Origin of the sequence: Pseudomonas sp. CK-NBRI-02, assembly GCF_008124495.1 — a bacterium.
In the GTDB taxonomy this organism is placed as follows: domain Bacteria; phylum Pseudomonadota; class Gammaproteobacteria; order Pseudomonadales; family Pseudomonadaceae; genus Aquipseudomonas; species Aquipseudomonas guariconensis.
Genome location: NZ_VSJH01000039.1, coordinates 195,068 through 217,250 on the forward strand (window position 1 = coordinate 195,068; position 22,183 = coordinate 217,250).

The following is a 22,183-nucleotide window of genomic DNA, read 5'->3' on the forward strand; positions in this document are numbered from 1 at the left end:
CACCGCACCATCGCCCACGCAACGTTGCACACGCTCTCACAAAAGACGCCACACCCTGCGGCCCGCACCCGCAGCGCACCGGCTCGCCCGAATAAAAACAAGAGATCCGCAACCGATGAGCACTTTGCAACCCGCACGCCAACTGCTGCCCGGCCTGTTGGCCCTGTCCTGCGCCCTGCCCTCCCTGGCCGCTGAAAGCGGTTTCGTGGAAGGCGCCAAGGCCACCCTCAACCTGCGCAACTTCTACATCAACCGCAACTTCGTCGACCCGGCCAATCGCCAGAGCAAAGCCGAGGAATGGACCCAGAGCTTCATCCTCGATGCCCGCTCCGGCTTCACCCAGGGCACCGTCGGTTTCGGCGTGGACGTGCTCGGGCTGTATTCGATCAAGCTCGATGGCGGCAAAGGCACAACCGGCACTCACCTGCTGCCCGTGCACGACGACGGCCGCCCCGCCGATGATTTCGGCCGCCTTGGCATCGCGCTCAAAGCCAAGGCGTCGCAGACCGAACTGAAGGTCGGTGAATGGATGCCCGTGCTACCGATCCTGCGCTCGGACGATGGCCGCTCACTGCCACAAACCTTCCGCGGCGGCCAGCTCACCTCCCAGGAGATCGCCGGGCTGACCCTGTATGCCGGCCAGTTCCGTGGCAACAGCCCGCGCAACGACGCCAGCATGGAAGACATGTCGCTCAATGGCCGCGCCGCCTTCACCTCCGACCGGTTCAACTTCGCCGGCGGCGAATACACCTTCAACGACAAGCGCACGCTGGTTGGCCTGTGGAATGCCCAGCTCAAGGACATCTACCGCCAACAGTACGTCAACCTGGTGCACAGCCAGCCTCTGGGCGACTGGACCCTGGGCGCCAACCTCGGTTATTTCGTCGGCGGCGAGGACGGTGCCGAGCGCGCTGGCAAATTGGACAACCGCACCGCCTCAGCCATGCTCTCGGCACGCTACCAGGGTCATACGTTCTACCTGGGCCTGCAGAAGGTCAGCGGTGACGACGCCTGGATGCGGGTCAACGGGACCAGCGGTGGCACCCTGGCCAACGACAGCTACAACTCAAGCTTCGACAACGCCAAAGAGCGCTCCTGGCAGGTGCGACACGACTTCAACTTCGTCGCCCTCGGCGTGCCCGGGCTAACCCTGATGAACCGCTACATCAAAGGCGACAATGTGCAGGCCGGCGGCGTCACCGACGGCAAGGAGTGGGCGCGGGAAACCGAGCTTGCCTACGTGATCCAGGCCGGTTCCTTCAAGGACCTGTCGCTTAAATGGCGCAACTCCACCATGCGCCGGGATTTCAGCACCAACGCGTTCGACGAGAATCGACTGATCATCAGCTACCCGCTGAACCTGCTCTAGCCAGGACACTTCGCGGGTAAACCCGCTCCAACAAAGATCACCGTCGACTTTGTGGGAGCGGGTTCACACCGCGCATCGTCTGATCACCGGCAAATAGCCAAAAAGAATAACTAAATCAAATAACATTCTTTGACGCTATATGTAACAACCCGCTAAAACCGAGCCCTGATCCCCGCACCAGAGCCCGAACATGGACCTTCGCCAACTGCGCTACTTCATTGCCCTGACCGAATATCGCAGTTTCGTTCGCGCCGCCGAAGCCATGGGCATTACCCAGCCGGCCTTCAGCCGCGCCATCCAGGGCCTGGAGCAGACCTTGGGTTGCCCGCTTGTCGACCGCGCCAGCAAGGCGCTGCAGCCCACCCCTGAAGGGCAGGTGGTACTGCAACATGCCAGGCGACTGGTCCAGGGTGCCGCGCAGTTGAGCAACGATGTGCTCCAGATGACCAAGCTCGACGCCGGCGAGCTGCATTTCGGCAGCGGGCCGGCCCTGGCTGCGCGTCTGGTGCCCGAGGCTCTGCGCCATTTCATCCAGACCCACCCAGGGATCCTCACCCGCTTGCAAGTGAACAACGCAGAGCAGCTGGGCCAGGCACTGCGCCGTGAGCAAATAGAGTTCTTCGTCGATGACATCCGCCCCTTCGAGGCCGACCCGTACTTTCATACCGAACCGCTGACGCCACGCCCTGGCCTGTTCTTCTGCCGCCCCGGGCACCCCTTGCTGGCCAAGGACAGCCTGTCGACCAACGACCTGTTCGCCTATCCACTGGCCAGCGCCCTGCTCGTTTCCGGTGTGCGCAAACGACTGGCCAACTTGAGTGGGCGCAGCGACTTCACGCCTCACCTGCAAACCGAACACTTGGCCGTGCTGCGCAGTGTCGTGCTGGCCAGCGACGCCATCGGCAACGCCAGCGAAGAGGCGATCGCCGAGGACCTGGCAGCCGGCCGCCTGGTTCGGCTGCACTGGCGCAACCTGCCGCCAGGGCTGGAGGTGCTGAGCGTGCGATGTGGGGTGATCAGCCGCAGTGGCTACCGGCTGTCGCCTGCGGCGCGGGCCATGATCGAGACCCTGGTGAGACTCGACACGCCCGCACAGCCCTCCGCCCGCAGCCTGGGGTAACGCCATTCGCTGCGGTGATAACAGGCCATCACCTGCACCAGGTTCCGGCCATGATGTCCGGGCGCTATGCTCAGACAAGCCCTTTCGCAGGGAAACCTGCGAAAACGCCGGGACAGGCATCAGCCAATCAGGCCCCCAGGGAGTAACAACAATGAAAACCCTCGTTGACCACCTGAGCCAGTACGCCAGCTACCACCGTGACCCACGCAATATCGCCACCCATTTCGTCGGGATTCCGCTGATCGTGCTGGCGGTGACCATCCTGCTGTCACGCCCCGGCGGCTCAATGCTGGGGGTGTGGCTTTCCCCGGCGCTGCTGGTCGCCGCCGCCTCGGTGTGGTTCTACCTGCGTCTGGATGTGCGCTTCGGGCTGGTGATGGGCGCGTTACTGGGCGGGTGCCTGTGGGTTGGCCAGACACTTGCGGTACAGGCCACCGGGCTGTGGCTGAGCGCCGGGCTCGGCGCCTTCGTGGTGGGCTGGATCATCCAGTTCGTCGGCCATTATTACGAAGGCCGCAAGCCGGCGTTCGTGGACGATATCAGCGGGCTGATCATCGGGCCGCTGTTCGTGGTGGCGGAGCTGGCGTTCATGCTGGGGCTGTGTCCGGCGCTCAAGCGCGCCGTGGAAACCAAGGCAGGTCCGGTGGCGGTGCGCCAGAAGAAAGCGGCAGCCTGACGTCACACACCTGCGAGGGGCCGCAATGCGACCCCGCCAGGTTTCACTGCCGCGACTCGACCCCCAGCTCATCCCACACCGACTCAGCCAGGTGGAAGGTGGCATTGGCCGCCGGGATCCCGCAATAGATCGCACTCTGCATGATCACTTCCTTGATCTGCTCTCGCGTCACGCCGTTATTGGCGGCCGCACGCAGGTGCAGCTTGAGCTCCTCGTTGCGGTTCATGCCGATCAGCATCGCGATGGTGATCAGGCTGCGGGTATGCCGGGGCAAACCCGGGCGCGTCCAGATATCGCCCCAGGCATGCCGGGTGATCATCTCCTGGAACTCGCCATTGAAGTCGTTGAGCTTTTCCAGGCTGCGGTCCACATGGGCATCGCCAAGTACGGCGCGGCGCACCTGCATGCCTGCCTCGTAGCGTTGTTTCTCATCCATCGCCAATTCCTCAGCAGGTCAGCAGAAAATCGAGCACCCGGCGGGTGAACGGTGCGCCGATCTCGACATTGGACAGGTGCGCCGCAGCAAACTCCACATAGGCTGCCCCCTGGATCTGCGCCTGCATGAAGCGACCGTGTTCCGGGGTGGTCACCACATCCTCGGTCCCCGCGACGATCAGGGTCGGCACCTTGACGCTGACCAGTTGCTCACGAAAATCCGCATCACGCACCGCGGCGCAATTGGCCGCGTACCCCTGAGGGGAAGTCTGCGCGAGCATCTGGCAGATACGTTGAGCCTGATCGGGTTGGGCCTGGGCAAATCCTGGGGTGAACCAGCGCGCGATAGAGGCATCACGCAAATCGACCATCGCCTGCTGACCGCCCTTGAGCACCGTGTCGATACGGGTGTTCCACACTTCGTCGTTGGCGATCTTGGCCGCAGTGTTGCACAGGGTCAGGCTGAGTAGGCGGTGGCCGGCATTGATGCCCAGCCACTGGCCGATCAGGCCGCCCATGGACAGGCCGACGAAGTGGGCCTGCGGGATATCCAGCGCATCGAGCAGCGCCAGCACATCGCGGCCTAGCTGTTCGATGCGGTAAGGGCCTTCGGTGACCTGCGAGCCGCCATGACCACGAGTGTCGTAGCGCAACACGCGAAAATGCTCGGACCACGCCGGAATCTGGGTGTCCCACATGTGCAGGTCGGTACCCAGCGAGTTGGACAACACCAGCACCGGGGCGTGCTCTGGGCCGTCGAGTTGGTAGTTCAATACGCCATCGGCCAGTTGCAGTAGCGCCACAGCGGTCTCCTTCAGGCAGTGAAACGTTGATGTTCGGCCACGGCCCGCGCCACCCAGACGCGGGCCTGGCCCAGGTAGTGGGCTGGGTCGAGCAGACGGTCGAGTTCTTCGGCGCTCAGCTCGGCGCTGACTTGCGCGTCCTCGCCCAGCACCGCGCGCAGATGGCGCTGCTCGGCCACCGCACGTTGGCAACAGTCCTCTAGCAGATGGTGGGCGCGATCACGCCCCAGGCGCTGGGCCAGGACGATGCTCACCGCCTCGGCCAGCACCAGGCCCTGGGTCAAATCCAGATTGCGGCGCATGCGCGTAGCATCGACCTCCATGCCCTCGGCGATCACCTGGGCCTGGCGCAGGGCGCCGGACACCAGGCAGCAGATTTCCGGCAGGGTTTCCCATTCGGCGTGCCACAGGCCCAGGCTACGCTCGTGTTCCTGAGGCATGGCGGCGTACATCGTCGATACCAAGCCCGGCACCCGCGTGGCGGCGCCGATCAGCACCGCGGCGCCTACCGGGTTGCGTTTGTGCGGCATGGTCGAAGAGCCGCCCTTGCCCGGCGCGGAGGGCTCGAACACCTCCCCCGCCTCGGTCTGCATCAGCAAGCTCACATCGCGCCCGAATTTGCCCAACGTGCCGGCCACCAGCCCCAGTACCGAGGCGAACTCCACCAGCCTATCGCGCTGGGTATGCCAGGGTTGCTCGGGCAGGCTCAGGCCCAGGTCCGCAGCAAGCCCTTCAGCGACCGGCAGAGCCTTGCTGCCCAAGGCCGCAAGACTGCCGGAAGCACCGCCGAACTGCAGGCACAGCAGCCGTGGACGCAGTTCTGCAAGACGCTGACGATGGCGGGTCAACGCGCCCAGCACACCGGCCAGCTTCATGCCCAGGGTGACGGGCGTGGCGTGTTGCAACCAAGTGCGCCCTACCAAAGGGGTATCGGCATGTAGCAGGGCCTGGCGCGCCAGGGTCTCGGCCAGCTTGGCAAGATCGGCCTCGATCAGCGCCAGGGCATCGCGTAGTTGCAGCACCAGACCGGTATCCATCGCGTCCTGGCTGGTCGCGCCCAGGTGAACGTAACGCTCGGCCTCCGGTACGCCGCTGGCGATCACTTTGCCCAAGGCCTTCACCAAGGGAATCGCCGAGTTGCCCGCCGTGGCGATGGCCTCGGCTAGGGCGCGGATGTCATAGCGCTCGGCATGGCAGGCGGTCTCGATGGCCGCCACGGCACTGTGCGGTACCAGCCCGACGGCCGCTTCGGCGCGCGCCAGGGCAGCCTCGAAATCGAGCATGCCCTGCAGGCGACCGCGATCGCAGAAGATCTCGCGCATGGCGGGCGCTGTGAAGTAAACGTCGAAGAGCTGGTGGGTCATGCAACGTCCTTAATGATCATGGTGCAGGTACGCAGCCTGCTTCGGCAGGCGCAGACTGAACAGGAAGGCCACCGCCATCATGGCGGTCACGTACCAGTAGAAGGTGTTCTCCATTCCCAGGGTTTTCAAGCCCAGGGCCACGTATTCGGCTGAACCGCCGAATACCGCGTTGGCCACCGCATAAGCCAGGCCGACGCCCAAGGCACGCACTTGCGTGGGGAACATCTCGGCTTTCACCAGGCCGCTGATCGAGGTGTAGAAACTGACGATGCACAGCGCCAGCGTCACCAGGACGAAGGCCAGCAATGGGCTGGTCACGGTCTTGAGCGCCATCAGCAGTGGCACGGTGAACAGCGTCCCCAAGGCGCCGAACAACATCATCGAGTTACGCCGGCCAATGCGGTCGGACAACATGCCGAACAGCGGCTGCAGGATCATGAATAGGAACAGCGCCCCGGTCATCACGAAGCTGGCGCTCTTGGCGTTCATCCCGGCGGTGTTGACCAGGAACTTCTGCATGTACGTGGTGAAGGTGTAGAAGATCAGCGAACCGCCGGCGGTATAGCCCAGCACGGTGATGAACGCCGCGGCGTGGTTACGGAACAGCCCGCTGATGGTGCCGGCCTCTTTGTCCTGGCGGGTTTCGGCGCTGCTGGTCTCTTTCAGCGAACGGCGCAGCATCAGCGAGATCAGCGCGGCGATGGCGCCCACCACGAACGGGATACGCCAGCCATAGGCACGCAGCTCATCCTCGGTCAGCAACTGCTGCAGGATCACCACCACCAGCACCGCCAGCAACTGCCCACCGATCAGCGTGACGTACTGGAAAGAGGCAAAGAAGCCGCGCTGCCCGCGCAGTGCCACTTCACTCATGTAGGTCGCGGTAGTGCCGTATTCACCGCCCACCGACAGGCCCTGGATCAGCCGCGCCAGCAACAGGAGGGCCGGCGCCCAGGTGCCGATGCTCGCATAGGTAGGCAGACAAGCGATGATCAGCGAGCCGCCGCACATCATCAGCACCGAGATCATCAGGGAATTCTTGCGCCCATGGCGGTCAGCCAGACGGCCGAAGATCCAACCTCCGATCGGACGCATCAGGAAGCCTGCGGCGAACACCCCAGCAGTATTGAGCAACTGCACGGTGGGATCGTCCGAAGGGAAGAACGCCGGGGCGAAGTAGATCGCGCAGAAGGCATAGACGTAGAAGTCGAACCATTCCACCAGGTTGCCCGAGGAGGCACCGACGATCGCGAAGATGCGCTTACTGCGTTCTTCGCCTGTGTAATAGCTAGAGGTCATGACGTGCTTACTCCTGGAAGGCCATTGCTAAGTCTAGACACACCCAGTAACAGTCTCGTTCCGCAGCCCGGCCTGCACCTTACGTGGAGCGAGGTTCCGGCAGTCCCTATTCGCGGGTAAATCGGAGCGCTAAACCGCCGCTCCGATTTCCCCGCGATGGGTCCAAACACCCGATCAAACGCGCTCGATCGCCAATGCCAGCCCCTGCCCAACGCCCACGCACATGGTCGCCAGGCCTTTGCGCCCGCCGCGCTTCTCCAACTGATGCAGTGCGGTCAGCACCAGGCGGGCCCCGCTCATGCCCAGCGGATGGCCCAAGGCAATGGCCCCGCCGTTGGGGTTGACCTGAGGGGCGTCATCGGCGACGCCCAGCTCGCGCAGTACGGCCAGGCCCTGGCTGGCGAAGGCTTCGTTCAGCTCGATGACATCGAAATCTGTCACCGCAATGCCCAGCCGCTCCGTCAACTTGCGCACCGCAGGCACCGGACCGATTCCCATCACCCGAGGCGCCACACCGGCGCTGGCCATGCCCAGCACCCGTGCACGCGGGGTGAGGCCGTGCTTTTTCACCGCTTCAGCCGACGCCAGGATCAACGCGGCTGCGCCGTCGTTGACGCCCGAAGCGTTGCCGGCAGTGACCGTCTTGTCCGGGCCATTGACCGGTTTGAGCTTGGCCAGAGCCTCCAGGGTGGTCTCCGGGCGCAGGTGCTCGTCCTGCTCGACCAGGGTCTCGCCCTTCTTGTGAACGATACGCACCGGTACGATCTCTTCGGCGAAGAACCCAGCCGCCTGGGCTGCCGCAGCCTTCTTCTGGCTGCGCAGGGCGAAAGCGTCCTGGTCGGCGCGCGAAACCTGATAGTCGTCCGCCACGTTGTCGGCCGTCTCGGGCATGGCATCCACGCCGTACTGGGCCTTCATCAGCGGGTTGATGAAGCGCCAGCCGATGGTGGTGTCCTCAAGCTTCATGTTGCGCGAGTAGCCGCTCTCGGCCTTGCCCATGACGAAAGGAGCACGGGACATGGACTCCACCCCGCCAGCGATGGCCAGCTCCATCTCGCCGCTGGCGATGGCGCGGAACGCGGTGCCGACAGCATCCATTCCCGAGGCACACAGGCGGTTGAGGGTCACGCCCGGAACGCTTTGAGGCAGGCCGGCCAGCAGCAACGCCATGCGCGCCACGTTACGGTTATCCTCGCCGGCCTGGTTGGCACAGCCCAGGAACACTTCGTCGAGCTGCGTCCAGTCGACCTGCGGGTTGCGCTCGATCAATGCCTTGAGCGGCACCGCCGCCAGGTCATCGGCACGCACGCCGGCCAAGGCGCCGCCGAAGCGGCCGATGGGGGTGCGGATGGCGTCGCAGATGAATACGTCACGCATCAGGCTTCTCCTGCCGTCTGGCCATGGGCGGCGGCGGTACGGGCCTCAAGGTCGCGCAGCGCGCCCAGCTCGACCTCGGTGGGGGCATCGGTGGTCTGCACGCTGTCGGCAAAGCGGATCGGCCAACCGGTGGCGGCAATGATCTGCTCGCGGGTCACGCCTGGATGAATCGAGGTGACCACGAACTCATGGGTGCCGGCTTCCGGTTCCATGATGCACAGGTCGGTGATGATCCCGACCGGGCCCTCGCCCGGCAGGCCCAGGCGTTTGCGCGAATCGCCGCCCTCGCCGTGACCGACCGACGTGATGAAGTCCAGTTTCTCGACGAACGCACGAGGCGACTGCTTGAGGATGATCAGCACCTGCTTGGCGGAACCGGCGATCTCCGGTGCGCCGCCAGCACCCGGCAGGCGCGTCTTGGGCGCGTGGTAGTCACCGACAACGGTGGTGTTGATGTTGCCGAAGCGGTCGACCTGGGCAGCGCCAAGGAAGCCCACGTCAATGCGCCCGCCTTGCAGCCAATAGCGGAAGATCTCGGCGGTTGGCACTACGGTATCGGCGGTTTCAGCCAGCTCGCCGTCGCCGATCGACAGCGGCAACACGCTGGGCTTGGCACCGATCGGGCCGGATTCGTAGATCAGCACCACGTCCGGGGAGGACGTCAGGCGTGCCAGGTTGGCGGCCTTGGACGGCAGGCCGATCCCCACGAAGCAGACCGCGCCGTTACGCAGGCGACGGGCTGCGGCGACAGTCATCATCTCGGAAGTGGAATAGTTCATTGCGCAGCCTCCGCGGTGCTGGCCAGCTTGGCCTTGAATTCATTGAAGTCAGCGGTGCCACGGATGTAGGTGTCGATCCAGGCAGTGAACGACTCACGGTTGCGCGCAATCGGGTCCCAGGCTTGGTAGAAGCGGTTGTCGCGCTCGTAGTAACCATGGGCGTAGGACGGATGGGCGCCGCCGGGCACCAGACATACGGCGCTGAGCGCCCAGGTCGGCAGTACACAGGCGTTCATCGGGGCCTGCAGGTCATCGACGATTTCCTCGACCGTGACGATGCAGCGCTTGGCCGCCAGGGCCGCTTCCTTCTGCACGCCCAGGATGCCCCAGAGCAGTACGTTGCCCTTGCGGTCGGCTTTTTGTGCGTGGATCACGGTGACATCCGGGCGCACCGAAGGCACGGCGGCGAGTACTTCGCCGGTGAACGGGCAGGTCACGCTCTTGATCAGCGGGTTGACCTTCGGCAGGTCGGAACCTGCGTAGGCGCGCAGCACGGCAAAGGGCAAGCCCGAAGCACCGGCGACGTAGGCATTGGCCAGGTCGGCGTGGCTGTGCTCTTCGATTTCGATGGCGTGAGGCCAGTGTTTTTCCACCGCATCGCGCAGGCGGTGCAGCGAGCCCACACCGGGGTTCCCGCCCCAGGAGAAGATCAACTTGCGCGCGCAACCGGCACCGATCAATTGGTCGTAGATCAGGTCCGGGGTCATGCGCACCAAGGTCAGGTCCCGCTTGTTCTGACGGATGATCTCATGGCCGGCGGCGGTCGGGATCAGGTGGGTGAAACCTTCGAGGGCGACGGTGTCGCCATCCTGGATGAATTGCTTCACGGCATCATGAAGCGAGAGGATTGCTGCCATTGGAGACTCCTGGTCAGGACGAGTCGGGTCAGGGAGCAGCGGGCCGATGCATCGCTGCGATGGGCTCAGATTAAGGAGGACGCCGGGGTGCTTACAATCCGATAATCGCACTTTTGTGCGATTATCGAACTATTTGTTGTTCTGCTATCCATTCATCCCAGACCGCAGGGCACACCTGTGTGGAGCCGGGTTTAACCGCGAAACATCGGTGAGGTGCACCCTCTCATCTGCGGGTAAATCGCTCCTCCACCCAGAGCGATCAGGTCGCGTCGGCGTGGCTCACCAGCCCTTTGACCACCACACCCACGGTGGCCAGCGCCGCTGGCACCAGCAGCGCGGTCAGCACCTGTTCGAAGTTCCAGCCAAGTCCCAACAACGTCGCGCCGCTCCAGGCCCCGAGGATCGCGCCGAACCGGCCGATGCCGAGCATCCAAGACACGCCGGTGGCACGCCCTTGGGTGGGGTAGAACCGCGCTGCCAACGAGGGCATGGCCGATTGCGCGCCGTTAATGCACATGCCCGCCACCAGCACCAGGGTGGCCAGCAGAGTCATGTTGCCCAGGCTCTGCCCGACTGCGTAGGCGAACACACCCGCCAATAGATAGAACAGACCAATGACCTTGTGCGGGTTGAAGCGGTCCATCGCCCAGCCCACGCCAACCGCGCTGAGTACGCCACCGAACTGGAACAAGGCGCCAATGAACGCGGCCTGCTCCATGCTGGCACCACTGTCACGCATCAGGGTCGGCAGCCAGCTGGTCAGCAGGTAGACGATGACCAGCCCCATGAAGTAGGTCAGCCAGAGCAAAACGGTGCCCAGACCATAGGTGCCGGAGAAGATCACCGTGAACACGTTGCCGGCGGCTACCGCCTTCTGTTCCGGCACACTGAAGCTCGCCGCCTCAGCTACCTTGGCAGGAGCGATCGGAGCCAAGGCCTTGCGAACCTTGTCGATCCCGCGATTGCGCACCACCAGAAACCGCGCGGACTCCGGCAACCACACCAGCAGCACCACCGCCAACAGCAGCGGCAGCACGCCACCGAGCACCAGCAGGCTATGCCAGCCGTAGGCGGGGATCAGCTTGGCGGAAATGAAACCACCGCCTGCCATGCCCAGATTGAAGCCACAGAACATGCTGGTGACCAGCAATGACTTGAGCCGCTCGGGGGTGTACTCGGAGAGCAGCGTGGTGGCATTGGGCATACCAGCGCCCAGCCCCAGGCCAGTGAGAAAACGCAGCACCAGCAGTTGATCGACGTCGGTGGCATAGGCCGAGGCCAGGCTGAAGCCGCCGAACACCAGCACCGCCCCGACCAGCACGCCCTTGCGCCCGAAGCGGTCAGCCAAAGGCCCCGACCCCAGGGCACCGAACACCATGCCAATCAGCGCAGCGCTCATCACCGGGCCAAGGCTTGCGCGATCGATGCCCCACTCCTGGGACAGGGCCGGCGCGATGAAACCCATGGCCGCGGTATCCAGGCCATCGAGGAAGACGATCAGAAAACACAGGATCACCACCCGCCACTGATAGCGGGACAGTGGCTGGTCGTTGATGAAGGACTGGACGTCGAGGCAGTTTCCGACAGCGGTTTGCGGTTTATTCTTTGTTGTTGTCCGGAAAATGAGGCGCAGGCAGGCCACTGCACACGGAGGATGTGCAGGGAGCAGGATAAGCGAATGCGTCGGTGGATCAGCCGGAAAGCGGCGACGCTGCAGGCGGGTGCGGCCGCGACAGCGAAAGGACAATGCTCATGGGGTGCGTCTCGAATGTTGTTATTGTCCGGTCGGCAAACCGACCGTTGCGCAAGACATTAATCAGCGCATCCCAGGTGCGCAATTCATGGAAAACGAGACTGTGCGTTAATCGAACAAGAAACGCGTGGCGCCGTTCGGCCTGTGGATAAATGCAGACCGTGAATGGGCCGCGAAGCGGCCCTGGGCATTGCTATCCAAATAGCTGGTGGCAGAGGTCGCGGCTGGCCGCCAGCAGGATCGGCAGGAAGCGCTGCTCCAACTCGCTGCGCGTCACCCGGCCCACGTGAGTACTGACGTTGAGCGCGGCCAGTACCTGCCCCGAGGCGTCGTAGATCGGCACCGCGATCGAGCGCAGGCCCTGTTCCAGCTCCTGGTCCACCACGCACCAGCCTTGGGCGCGCACCTGCTGTATGCAGGCGAACAGTGAGTCCGGATCGTGCAGGGTTCGACTGGTGCGGGCTTTGAGGTCGGCGCGTTCGAGGTATTCCCAGAGACTGGCATCGTCCAGTGCTGCCAGCAGGATACGCCCCATCGAGGTGCAGTAGGCCGGCAAGCGGCCGCCCACCGAAAGGTCGACCGAGATCAACCGCTCCACCGTTGCCGAACGGGCGATATACAAAATGTCGTCACCTTCGAGCGTCGCCATGTTGGCCGCTTCGTGCAACTGATCGCTGATCCGATCCAGGTAAGGCTGCGCGGAGACCGCAAGAGGTGTCGAGGACAGATACGCATGCCCCAGGGTCAGGACCTTGGGCAACAACGAATAGGTGCGCCCATCGGTGGTCGCGTAACCCAGTTTGATCAGGGTATGCAGACAGCGGCGCACCGCCGCCCGGGGAATCTCGGTGCGATGGCTGATCTGTGCGATGGTCAGGTGGCGCTTGCGCTCCTGGAAGGCCTGGATGACCGCCAGCCCACGGGCCAGCGAAGTCATGAAATCCGGGTCGCCGGTAAAGGCCTGGATACGTTTGGCGGGCGAGGCCACGATCGGCGGGGCCAGTGCAGGCGCTGCGGTACGTCCCGGCTCCGGATTGACGGAAGCATTGTCCTGGGTTTCTTCGCTCATGGTGAACCTCAAAAAAAACGGTCGCTTGTGCGATTATCGAACCAACGGCCGATAATCGCAATTGACCGCTGACACTTTTACTTATACCTTTCTCCTGCCACATGTGGCTTCTTTGGAGAGACTGGTCAGGTACCCACCGTAGAAGTCCCAGGCAACGGCCTCGTTTCCCACGAGGCCGTTTTTGTTTTTCTTGTTGTTCGCCCGAACTTTCATGGACGAGCACACCTCAAACTTTCACGGCCAGTCTGATTATCGCCATTGTGCCCACTACATAACTTTGAATGTTTGGCACGTGCCGCTAAAGAATGATGGCCATTGACTTATCGATTGCTATAATCGAATGCGCTGGCCGGATCGTTCATTCAGAACGATATTCGTCGACGTTCCCACGGAGACGCCGCCAGTCAGGTGCAGGGCTCAGGGCCTACCCCGTTAATCCAAGTGCCATGTACCTCATGGATCCTGTCGCTGCGACAGCATGTTCGCCTTGGCGACGTAGCCGTCTGCATAACTTTGCATGATGAACGCCAAGGCAAAATTTCAACCTATTCGGGTATGACTGTGACGAAAGAAGAACTGCGCGCGGAACTCGAGCGCCAGGCTGAACGTTACAAGGAAGTATACGGTGGTGAAGTGACCACTTACGCCGCGCAATTGGAACCGGAGCGCAAACCTTGGCGCAAGCGCGCCACTGTCCAGGACCAGGTCTTCGCCCAAGAGCTGGAAAAAATGGAAAAGGAACTGCGCAGCGAGAACACCTGACCCGGTGTGCCTTGCGAAGCGGCGCACCACCGCCTTCAACGCGGTGGTGCGCAGCGGTCCTTTTATCGATGCGCCATGATGAAATGGAATTACACAAATTTCATACGATCGTTTGAAATAACCACCATATTCATGATTGCGGGTTTTACCTGCTTTTTTGTGGTTTTTTAGCGATTTTAGTCGTGAAAAACCCCACCCATCTTGCATCGAATCGCCGCTTCTCTGGGATGCTTCCCATCTCGTCGATCGGTTGCAGGGGCATCGATTGCCAAGGTTTTCTGGCATAATCGCGCCCCCCTATGACCGCCAGACAACCTTCATGATCGATTTATTCAGCGGACTGGATGCGTGGGTGCTGGTGAGCTTGCTGCTCGCTCTGACCTTCGTGCTCGCATTCGAGTTCATCAATGGCTTTCATGACACCGCCAACGCGGTAGCCACCGTCATCTATACCAAAGCCATGCCACCGCACCTGGCCGTGTTCTTCTCCGGTGTGTTCAACTTCCTCGGGGTTCTGCTCGGCGGCGTCGGGGTGGCCTATGCCATCGTCCACCTGCTGCCAGTCGAACTGCTGATCAATGTGAACACCGGACACGGGCTGGCCATGGTCTTCTCGTTGCTGGCCGCGGCCATCACCTGGAACCTCGGCACCTGGTACTTCGGCATCCCCGCATCCAGCTCTCATACCCTGATCGGCTCGATCCTGGGCGTGGGCCTGGCCAATGCCCTTCTCAACGACATCCCCCTCGGCGATGGCGTCAACTGGCAGAAAGCGATCGACATCGCCATGTCGCTGGTGATCTCGCCCATGGCCGGCTTCGCCGTCGCGGCCCTGGTATTGATCGGCCTCAAATGGTGGCGCCCGCTGTCGAAGATGCACAAGACACCGGAACAACGCCGCAAGCTGGACGACAAGAAGCATCCGCCATTCTGGAATCGCCTGGTGCTGGTGATTTCCGCGATGGGCGTCAGCTTCGTGCACGGCTCCAACGACGGCCAGAAAGGCATCGGCCTGATCATGCTGGTCCTGATCGGTATCGTTCCTGCCAAGTTCGTCCTCGACCTGAACAGCACCACCTACCAGATCGAGCGTACCCGCGACGCCACCCTGCACATGAGCCAGTTCTACCAGCGCAACGCCGCCACCCTGGGCGAGTTCCTGGCACTGGGCAAGGCCAAGTCGACCGACCTGCCGGAGCAGTTCAGCTGCAATCCGCAGCAGACCGAACCGACCATCGCCGCCCTGCAATCGTCGCTGCATGGTGTCACCGACTACCGCGACCTGAGCGCGGAGAAGCGCGTCGAAGTCCGTCGCTATCTGCTCTGCCTGGATGACACCGCCAAGAAGGTCGGCAAGCTCCCAGGACTGGAAAGCCGTGAAAAGGCCGACCTCGAGAAGCTGCGCAAAGACCTGACCGCCACCACCGAATACGCACCGTTCTGGGTGATCGTGGCTGTCGCCCTGGCCCTGGGCCTGGGCACCATGGTCGGCTGGAAGCGCGTGGTGCTGACCGTCGGCGAGAAGATCGGCAAGCAAGGCATGACCTACGCCCAGGGCATGTCGGCGCAGATCACCGCAGCCTGCGCCATCGGCTTGGCCAACGTTTTCAGCCTGCCGGTCTCGACCACCCACGTATTGTCGTCGGGTGTCGCCGGCACCATGGTCGCCAACAAGAGCGGCCTGCAAGGCGGCACCGTGAAGACCATCCTGCTGGCCTGGGTCCTGACCCTGCCGGCTTCGATGGGCCTGGCCGCCGGCCTGTTCTGGCTGGCCTCCAAGGCGATCGGCTGATCGATACCGCTGTCATGAAAAAGGCGCCTTCGGGCGCCTTTTTCATGGGTTCACGATGCCTAGCACCTGTGAGTGCTGGCACCACTGGCCACTACCGCCGTTTGCCGCCCAGCAGCGAGCCCATCAGGCCACGCACCAATTGGCGCCCCAACTGATTGGCCGCCTGGCGCACTGCCGACTTGATCGCCTGCCCCGCAGCACTCTGCAAAAACTCTCCAGCCTTGTCGGCGAAGCTCTCCTCATCGGCCTTGGGCTGCGGCACGGGCTCCACCGGCTCGCCCTTGCGAGCGGTCAGCATCTCATAAGCCGATTCACGGTCGACTGGTTTGTCATAACGTCCCGCCAGTGGCGAGGCTGCAACCAGCGCTTTGCGCTCGGTCTCGGTCAACGGCCCGATACGCGACTGCGGTGGCGCTACCAGTACCCGCTGGACCATTTCCGGCGTGCCTTTCTCCTGCAGGGTCCCTACCAATGCCTCACCGATACCCAGTTCGGTCAACACGGCGAGTGCATCGAATGCCGGGTTAGGACGGAATCCGTCGGCCACGGCCCTGAGCGACTTCTGCTCCTTGGCGGTGAACGCACGAAGCCCATGCTGGATACGCAGCCCCAACTGCGCCAGCACCGCATCGGGCAAGTCCCCTGGCGACTGGGTCACGAAATAAACCCCTACGCCTTTGGAGCGGATCAGTCGAACCACTTGCTCGAGGCGATCCTGCAGGGCCTTGGGGGTGCCGTTGAACAGCAGATGCGCCTCGTCGAAGAACAACGCCAACACCGGTTTGTCGGCATCACCACGCTCGGGCAACTGTTCGAACAGCTCGGCCAACAACCATAAAAGGAAGGTGGCGTAGACCTTCGGCGCCTCATGCACCAACCGGCTGGCATCGAGCAAGTGGATGCGCCCTCGCCCATCGCGGTCCGGGCGCAGTAGATCCTCCAGTTGCAGGGCCGGCTCTCCGAACAGGGCCTCGGCCCCCTGTTGCTCCAGAGTCGCCAGGCGACGTAGCAGGGCCTGGGTTGAGCCCGTGGTCATCAATGCGCTGTCCTCACCCAGCAATTGCGGGTTGTCCTTCAAGTGCCCGAGCAGCGCCTTGAGGTCCTTGAGGTCCAGGAGCAATAGCCCTTCGCGGTCAGCCACCTTGAAGGCTGCGTATAGTGCTGCCTGCTGGCTGTCGGTCAGCTCCAGCAAGTTGCCCAACAACAGAGGCCCCATTTCACTGAGTGTCGTTCGCAAGGGATGACCCGACTCCCCTGCAATATCCCACAAGGTCACGGGATAGGCCTGAGGGCGGTGGCCCAACCACGGCATTGCGGCGATACGCTCGGCCACTTTGCCCTGCGGGGCTCCGGCTGCCCCCAGGCCGCACAGGTCGCCCTTCACGTCGGCGGCGAACACCGCAACTCCCGCATCGCTGAAGACCTCGGCCAGGCGTTGCAGGGTCACGGTCTTGCCCGTCCCTGTGGCTCCGGCAACCAGCCCATGACGGTTGGCCAGTCGCATGGCTTGGCTCACTGGCTGGCCGTCAGGCCCCGCCCCCACAACTATTTGCGAAGTATCCGACATCTTCTTTCATCCTCTATTCAAGCTTTGCCGCATAACGGCCGATACCCCGTGGTGCTACTCATTCTGAAAGACAGGAACATCCCGAAAAGGACCTCCGGTGATTGTTGCACTGTTTTCAAGCTGCCTTCGTGCGAACGACCCGATAAAAACCTTAGCGGACCACGCCATGAACAAAAGCCTACGTTTCAGCCACAAGATTCTCTTGGCGGCGTCTTTGATCGTGATACTCGCCTTCAGCCTGTTCACCCTCTACAACGATTATCTCCAGCGTAATGCCATTCGCGCCGACCTGGAGAGTTATCTGGCTGAAATGGGCGAATCCACCTCGACCAACATTCGCAACCTGTTCGATGGCCGAATCAAGTTAGTGGAAAACCTGTCGCAGAACATCGCACAGAATCCGGCCAATGCCGAAACCTTCATGAGTCAACAAGCCCTACTGTCGAGCTTTCTCACCGTCTACCTGGGCAAGGTGGACGGCGGCTTCAGCGTGCGTCCCGATTCCAAGATGCCCGACGGCTACGACCCTCGCGTGCGCCCCTGGTACAAGGACGGCATGAACGCCAGTGGCGCCATGCTGACCGAACCCTACATCGACTTGACCACCAACAAGATGGTCATCGGTATCCTCAGCAAGGTCTCGAGCACTGTCGGTGTGGTCGGTGGGGACCTGGCCCTCGACGGCCTTGTGGACATCATCAATTCGCTGGACTTCGGCGGCATGGGCTACGCCTTCCTGGTCAACGACCAAGGCAAGATCCTGGTACATCCGAACAAAGACTTGGTGATGAAGTCGCTGTCGGACCTGTTCCCACAGCAAACACCCAAGCTGTCCGGCGAGCTGACCGAAGTCGAGTCCGACGGCCAGGCTCGCTTGCTGACCTTCACCCCGATCAAGGGGCTGCCTTCGGCCAACTGGTACATCGGCCTGTCGGTAGATAAAGACAAAGCCTTCGCCATGCTCAGCACCTTCCGCACCTCGGCGGTGATAGCGACGATCGTGGCGGTGGTCATCATCATTGCCCTGCTGGGTTTGCTGATCCGCGTGCTGATGCAGCCCTTGCACACCATGACCCGTGCGATGGAAGACATCGCCGAGGGTGAAGGCGACCTGACCAAGCGCCTGCAGATCCATCAACACGATGAGTTCGGCATCCTCGGCACGGCGTTCAACCGCTTCGTCGAGCGTATCCACGCCTCGATCCGCGAAGTGTCCTCGGCCACCGAACAAGTCAACGAAGTGGCCTTGCGGGTGATCAGTGCCTCCAACTCGTCGATGGCAAACTCCGACGAGCAGGCCAACCGCACCAACAGCGTCGCCGCCGCCATCAACGAGCTCGGCGCCGCTGCCCAGGAGATCGCCGGCAACGCGGCCCAGGCCTCTCAGCACGCCACCTCGGCGCGCCTGCTGGCCGAAGAAGGCCAGCAAGTGGTGGAGCGCAACATCGAGGCGATGAATCGCCTGTCCGACCTGATCGTCACCTCCAGCGCCCACATCGAGACGCTCAACAACAAGACCGTCAACATCGGCCAGATTCTCGAGGTGATCACCAGCATTTCCCAACAGACGAACCTGCTGGCGCTCAACGCGGCGATCGAGGCCGCCCGTGCAGGCGAGGCTGGCCGCGGTTTCGCCGTGGTCGCCGACGAAGTACGCAACCTCGCCCACCGCACCCAGGAATCGGCACAGCAAGTGCAGAACATGATCGAGGAGCTGCAGGTCGGTGCCCGTGAGTCGGTCGAAACCATGGGTCAGAGCCAGCGCCACAGCCAGGACAGCGTGGAGATCGCCAACCAGGCCGGCGAGCGCCTGGACAGCGTGACCGTGCGTATCGGCGAAATCGACGGCATGAACCAGTCGGTGGCTACGGCCACCGAGGAGCAAACCGCCGTGGTCGACTCGATCAACATGGACATCAACGAAATCAACATGCTCAACCAGGAGGGCGTCGAGAACCTGCAGGCTACCCTGCGCGCCTGCACGGACCTGGAACAGCAAGCCACCCGCCTCAAGCATCTGGTCGGCAGTTTCCGGATCTAAGAGCTTCAAGCCGCAAGCTTCGAGCTTCAAGCAGCAAGAACAGCAGGCAGGGCGCCTGCTGACTCTTGCAGCTTGAAGCTTGCAGCTCGCACCCTGCAGCTTGACGCTGACCGCTGCCTCCCTCCGATCGAACAAACTATCCTTCAGTAAGGTCAACCTTTAGGCGCGTCATCGCCTGCTCATCGCAGCCCGATGACAGACCCGAAGACGATCCCGGAGGGATGCTGATCGTGCACATCGCTGACATCACCATGTTCTACGCCCCGGCCAGTGGCGGCGTACGTACCTATCTTGATGCCAAACATCGCCGACTCGACGCCAGGCCCGGCGTGCGTCACAGCCTTTTGATTCCTGGCGCCAGCGCCACCGATGCCGATGGCATCTACCAGGTGCCGGCGCCGCCCCTGCCCTTTGGCAACGGCTACCGCTTTCCCGTCCGCCTGGCCCCTTGGTGCAACGTGTTGCGGCGCCTGCAGCCTGACCTGATCGAAGTCGGTGACCCCTACCTCACGGCCTGGGCCGCCCTGGAAGCGCGGCGCAAGCTCGACGTACCGGTAATCGGCTTCTACCATTCCGACTTGCCGCTGCTGGTGAGCAACCGCATGGGCAACTGGTTCACCCCCAACGTCGAGGCCTATGTCAGCAAACTGTACGGCAACTTCGACCGCGTGCTGGCGCCCAGCCAAGTGATGGCTGACAAGCTGTGTCGGCTAGGCGTCAAGGACGTGCATGTGCAACACCTGGGCGTCGACCTGTGCACCTTCAACCCCGAACACCGCGATCCGGGCCTTCGGGCCGAACTGGGGATCCCCGACACCACGCGCCTGCTGGTGTTCGCCGGGCGTGGCTCGCGGGAGAAGAACCTGCCGGTGCTGCTCGACTGCATGAGGCGATTGGGCCGCCACTATCATTTATTGTTGGTCGGCTCGAACATGCCCGCCAATGTGCCGGACAATGTCAGTGTCATCGACCATTTCTGCCCACCTCAAGAGGTCGCCCGGCTGTTCGCCAGTGCGGACCTGCTGGTACATGCAGGCGATCAGGAAACCTTCGGCCTGGTTATCCTCGAGGCCATGGCCAGTGCCCTGCCCGTGGTCGCGGTACGTGCCGGCGCCTTCAGTGAAATCGTCGATGAACGCTGCGGACGCCTGTGCACACCCAACGACGCCCAGGCCATGGCTAACGCTGTGCGCGAAACCTTCGAGGCCGGTGTCCGTCGGCTGGGAGCCCAGGCCCGTCGTCATGTCGAACTGCACTACGCCTGGGACCATGTGGTCGATGGCCTGCTGGAGCACTACCAGGCCGTGCTCGGTCACCAGCCGCAGGTACGCGCCCATGGTTGAGACAGACGCCGCGCCGCGTAGCCTGATGCTGGTGCTGCACGATGTCGCGCCCGAAACCTGGCCGGACTACCAGCCGTTCGTCCAGGCCGTGGAACGCCTGGGCAACGTGCCCATGACATGGCTGGTGGTGCCGGACTTCCATCATCGCAATCCCCTGTCCCGCTCGCCGACCTTCTGCCGCTTGCTCGAACGACGCTTGGCACAGGGCGACGAGCTGGCCCTGCACGGCTATTTCCATGCTGATGATGGGCCCCCGCCGCGCAGCGCCCGCGAGTTCTTCATGCGCCGAATCTACACCCATGAAGGCGAATTCTATGGGCTAGAAGAGGCCGAGGCCCTGCTGCGCCTGGAAGCCGGCTTGGAAGTGTTCGACCGCCACGGCTGGCCGGTGGCCGGTTTCGTCGCCCCGGCCTGGTTGATGAGCGAAGGCACACGCCAGGCCCTGCGTCGGTTGCCGCTGCGCTACACCAGCACGCCCCAGCACCTCTATCGCCTCCCGGAGTTCACCGCCATCCAGGCCCCCGGCTTGGTGTGGAGCGCCCGCAGTGCTTGGCGACGGGGGCTTTCGCGGATGATCTGCGACTGGCAAGGGCGACGCTGGCGCAATGCAGCCACGCTGCGCCTTGGCCTGCATCCCGTGGATATGCGTCATCCGGCCTCTCGCGACTACTGGTTGCAGACATTGCAAACGTTGCTAGCGCAGGGACGTCAACCCCTGACCAAATCCGCCTGGCTGGCGCGTCAGGTCCAGGCATGAACCGCCTGGGCTGGCTGGGCCTGGCACTGCTGCTGGCGTTGCTGGTACCCACCTTGCTCGGTGGCAGCGATTTGCTGGCGCGCCTACGCGCCTTTGCCCCGAGCCTGATGGCTGTGCTACTGGGCATGATCCTGCTGTGCTGGGTGATCAATGCCGTGCGCCTGCGGCTGCTGCTCGGCCAACAAGGGGCACGCCTCGGCCGGGTACGCAGCCTGGGTGTGGTCATGGCCACCGAATTCGCCATCTGTACCACCCCTGGCGGCAGCGGCGGACCATTGACCCTCATGGCCCTGCTGGCGCGCGAGCGTATCGGCCCGGCGCGCAGCGGTGCGGTGTTCGCCATGGATCAGTTGAACGATCTGGTGTTCTTCTTCTGCGCGATGCTGGCGATTGCAGGCTATGCCCTGTTCCACAGCCTGGGACATACCCAGCAGAGCATGCTGTTGGGCAGCGCCCTGTTGCTGTGTTCGGCGCTGCTTGGGATTCTCGCGTTGCTGCGCTACCGGCGCACGGTGATGCGCCTGAACGGCCGGTTACTACGCCGCTTGGGCATGTCGGCGCGGCGCAGACGGCAATGGGCGCGCAAGCTGTTGCGTTTCGTCCATGCACTGACGGACACCTGGCGCCTGCCCAAGCGCATCCTGATTCTGGTTTTCAGTTTGACTTGTGTGCACTGGAGCCTGCGCTACAGCGTGCTGTACCTGGTTCTGCGAGGGCTGGGTGTGGAGCTTTCGTGGATTCCAAGCTTTCTGGTGCAGATCCTGTCACTCAGCGCCGGGCAGTTCAGCCTGCTGCCAGGCGGAGCCGGAGCCGCCGAATTGACCTCGGCGAGCCTGCTGACGCCCTTGGTGGGCAGCTCTACGGCGGCGGCGGCGATCCTGATCTGGCGCGCGGTCACTTACTACTTCTACCTGATCGCCGGGGGCCCGGTATTCGTTTGCCTGTTGGCGCGTCCGTTGCTGGAGCGCTGGCGTCGTCAGGCGAGTTGAGCTGGCGCCAGAGCGCGGCGGCATCCGGGAA

The 22,183-nt window shown here is 63.1% G+C and carries 19 protein-coding genes and 1 pseudogene; 10 read left to right on the top strand and 10 right to left on the bottom strand.

Going from position 1 to position 22,183, the window contains the following annotated elements; all coding sequences use genetic code 11:
- Positions 1-115 precede the first annotated feature (115 nt).
- From DQ397_RS22135 to DQ397_RS22145, 3 genes are all read left to right on the top strand, one after another.
- The gene (locus tag DQ397_RS22135) at positions 116-1,369 is read left to right on the top strand and encodes an OprD family porin (protein WP_043206421.1); all 1,254 of its coding nucleotides are present in this window, start codon (positions 116-118) and stop codon (positions 1,367-1,369) included.
- A gap of 190 nt (positions 1,370-1,559) precedes the next feature.
- Positions 1,560-2,489: a LysR family transcriptional regulator gene (locus DQ397_RS22140; protein ID WP_043206420.1), complete on the top strand. Its 930-nt coding sequence runs from the start codon at positions 1,560-1,562 to the stop codon at positions 2,487-2,489.
- A 151-nt stretch (positions 2,490-2,640) separates the two neighbouring features.
- Positions 2,641-3,165 (top strand): DUF962 domain-containing protein, encoded by a 525-nt coding sequence (locus DQ397_RS22145; protein WP_043206418.1) that lies wholly within the window; start codon positions 2,641-2,643, stop codon positions 3,163-3,165.
- 43 nt (positions 3,166-3,208) lie between these two features.
- Here DQ397_RS22145 and pcaC read toward each other — a convergent pair whose 3' ends face one another.
- The 9 genes from pcaC to pcaR all read right to left on the bottom strand — a co-directional run bounded on the left by pcaC (position 3,209) and on the right by pcaR (position 12,901).
- A complete protein-coding gene (gene pcaC, locus DQ397_RS22150; RefSeq protein WP_043206417.1) occupies positions 3,209-3,601 on the bottom strand; it encodes a 4-carboxymuconolactone decarboxylase in 393 nt (130 codons plus the stop codon).
- Between the two features lie 10 nt (positions 3,602-3,611).
- Complete coding sequence (pcaD, locus tag DQ397_RS22155; protein WP_043206416.1) at positions 3,612-4,403, bottom strand: 3-oxoadipate enol-lactonase; 792 nt, start codon at positions 4,401-4,403, stop codon at positions 3,612-3,614.
- Positions 4,404-4,414: 11 nt separating this feature from the next.
- Positions 4,415-5,767 carry a 3-carboxy-cis,cis-muconate cycloisomerase gene (locus DQ397_RS22160; RefSeq protein ID WP_043206415.1) on the bottom strand — a complete coding sequence of 451 codons (1,353 nt, stop codon included), beginning with the start codon at positions 5,765-5,767 and terminating at the stop codon, positions 4,415-4,417.
- Positions 5,768-5,776: 9 nt separating this feature from the next.
- The gene (locus DQ397_RS22165) at positions 5,777-7,066 is read right to left on the bottom strand and encodes an MFS family transporter (protein ID WP_043206413.1); all 1,290 of its coding nucleotides are present in this window, start codon (positions 7,064-7,066) and stop codon (positions 5,777-5,779) included.
- Between the two features lie 174 nt (positions 7,067-7,240).
- Complete coding sequence (gene pcaF, locus DQ397_RS22170) at positions 7,241-8,446, bottom strand: 3-oxoadipyl-CoA thiolase (RefSeq protein ID WP_178113812.1); 1,206 nt, start codon at positions 8,444-8,446, stop codon at positions 7,241-7,243.
- Positions 8,443-9,222, bottom strand: coding sequence for a CoA-transferase subunit beta (locus DQ397_RS22175; RefSeq protein ID WP_043206411.1), 780 nt, complete (start codon positions 9,220-9,222; stop codon positions 8,443-8,445). The genes pcaF and DQ397_RS22175 overlap by 4 nt, the downstream gene beginning before the upstream one ends.
- A complete protein-coding gene (locus tag DQ397_RS22180) occupies positions 9,219-10,079 on the bottom strand; it encodes a CoA transferase subunit A (protein ID WP_043206410.1) in 861 nt (286 codons plus the stop codon). The genes DQ397_RS22175 and DQ397_RS22180 overlap by 4 nt, the downstream gene beginning before the upstream one ends.
- Before the next feature lie 259 nt (positions 10,080-10,338).
- A complete protein-coding gene (locus DQ397_RS22185) occupies positions 10,339-11,703 on the bottom strand; it encodes an MFS transporter (RefSeq protein ID WP_043206524.1) in 1,365 nt (454 codons plus the stop codon).
- Between the two features lie 322 nt (positions 11,704-12,025).
- Positions 12,026-12,901: a pca regulon transcriptional regulator PcaR gene (gene pcaR, locus DQ397_RS22190; protein ID WP_043206409.1), complete on the bottom strand. Its 876-nt coding sequence runs from the start codon at positions 12,899-12,901 to the stop codon at positions 12,026-12,028.
- A 561-nt stretch (positions 12,902-13,462) separates the two neighbouring features.
- Here pcaR and DQ397_RS22195 point away from each other — a divergent pair.
- Together DQ397_RS22195 and DQ397_RS22200 are read left to right on the top strand one after the other, a co-directional pair.
- Positions 13,463-13,663, top strand: coding sequence for a hypothetical protein (locus tag DQ397_RS22195; protein WP_043206523.1), 201 nt, complete (start codon positions 13,463-13,465; stop codon positions 13,661-13,663).
- A 319-nt stretch (positions 13,664-13,982) separates the two neighbouring features.
- On the top strand, positions 13,983-15,455 hold the full coding sequence (locus DQ397_RS22200) for an inorganic phosphate transporter (protein WP_043206408.1): 1,473 nt from the start codon (positions 13,983-13,985) through the stop codon (positions 15,453-15,455).
- Between the two features lie 91 nt (positions 15,456-15,546).
- Here DQ397_RS22200 and DQ397_RS22205 read toward each other — a convergent pair whose 3' ends face one another.
- Positions 15,547-17,022, bottom strand: a complete 1,476-nt coding sequence (locus DQ397_RS22205) for a helicase HerA-like domain-containing protein (protein ID WP_043206407.1) — start codon at positions 17,020-17,022, stop codon at positions 15,547-15,549.
- 166 nt (positions 17,023-17,188) lie between these two features.
- Between DQ397_RS22205 and DQ397_RS25095 the strand changes: the two are divergent.
- The 5 genes and pseudogenes from DQ397_RS25095 to DQ397_RS22225 all read left to right on the top strand — a co-directional run.
- Positions 17,189-18,208: pseudogene (locus DQ397_RS25095) on the top strand (cache domain-containing protein); the annotation flags it as partial.
- A gap of 90 nt (positions 18,209-18,298) precedes the next feature.
- Positions 18,299-19,063, top strand: a complete 765-nt coding sequence (locus DQ397_RS25100) for a methyl-accepting chemotaxis protein (protein ID WP_371906703.1) — start codon at positions 18,299-18,301, stop codon at positions 19,061-19,063.
- 230 nt (positions 19,064-19,293) lie between these two features.
- A complete protein-coding gene (locus tag DQ397_RS22215) occupies positions 19,294-20,406 on the top strand; it encodes a glycosyltransferase family 4 protein (RefSeq protein ID WP_371906704.1) in 1,113 nt (370 codons plus the stop codon).
- Entirely contained in the window at positions 20,399-21,163 is a 765-nt protein-coding gene (locus tag DQ397_RS22220) for a DUF2334 domain-containing protein (RefSeq protein ID WP_043206404.1), read from the top strand. The genes DQ397_RS22215 and DQ397_RS22220 overlap by 8 nt, the downstream gene beginning before the upstream one ends.
- Positions 21,160-22,152, top strand: coding sequence for a lysylphosphatidylglycerol synthase transmembrane domain-containing protein (locus DQ397_RS22225; protein ID WP_043206403.1), 993 nt, complete (start codon positions 21,160-21,162; stop codon positions 22,150-22,152). Before DQ397_RS22220 ends, DQ397_RS22225 begins: the two co-directional genes overlap by 4 nt.
- The last annotated feature ends 31 nt before the right edge of the window (positions 22,153-22,183 follow it).

Coding starts and splice junctions, on each gene's coding strand:
- DQ397_RS22135 (WP_043206421.1), top strand. CDS start 116: ATGAGCACTTTGCAACCCGCACGCCAACTGCTGCCCGGCCTGTTGGCC.
- DQ397_RS22140 (WP_043206420.1), top strand. CDS start 1,560: ATGGACCTTCGCCAACTGCGCTACTTCATTGCCCTGACCGAATATCGC.
- DQ397_RS22145 (WP_043206418.1), top strand. CDS start 2,641: ATGAAAACCCTCGTTGACCACCTGAGCCAGTACGCCAGCTACCACCGT.
- pcaC (WP_043206417.1), bottom strand. CDS start 3,601: ATGGATGAGAAACAACGCTACGAGGCAGGCATGCAGGTGCGCCGCGCC.
- DQ397_RS22160 (WP_043206415.1), bottom strand. CDS start 5,767: ATGACCCACCAGCTCTTCGACGTTTACTTCACAGCGCCCGCCATGCGC.
- DQ397_RS22165 (WP_043206413.1), bottom strand. CDS start 7,066: ATGACCTCTAGCTATTACACAGGCGAAGAACGCAGTAAGCGCATCTTC.
- DQ397_RS22175 (WP_043206411.1), bottom strand. CDS start 9,222: ATGAACTATTCCACTTCCGAGATGATGACTGTCGCCGCAGCCCGTCGC.
- DQ397_RS22180 (WP_043206410.1), bottom strand. CDS start 10,079: ATGGCAGCAATCCTCTCGCTTCATGATGCCGTGAAGCAATTCATCCAG.
- pcaR (WP_043206409.1), bottom strand. CDS start 12,901: ATGAGCGAAGAAACCCAGGACAATGCTTCCGTCAATCCGGAGCCGGGA.
- DQ397_RS22200 (WP_043206408.1), top strand. CDS start 13,983: ATGATCGATTTATTCAGCGGACTGGATGCGTGGGTGCTGGTGAGCTTG.
- DQ397_RS22205 (WP_043206407.1), bottom strand. CDS start 17,022: ATGTCGGATACTTCGCAAATAGTTGTGGGGGCGGGGCCTGACGGCCAG.
- DQ397_RS25100 (WP_371906703.1), top strand. CDS start 18,299: ATGGCAAACTCCGACGAGCAGGCCAACCGCACCAACAGCGTCGCCGCC.
- DQ397_RS22220 (WP_043206404.1), top strand. CDS start 20,399: ATGGTTGAGACAGACGCCGCGCCGCGTAGCCTGATGCTGGTGCTGCAC.
- DQ397_RS22225 (WP_043206403.1), top strand. CDS start 21,160: ATGAACCGCCTGGGCTGGCTGGGCCTGGCACTGCTGCTGGCGTTGCTG.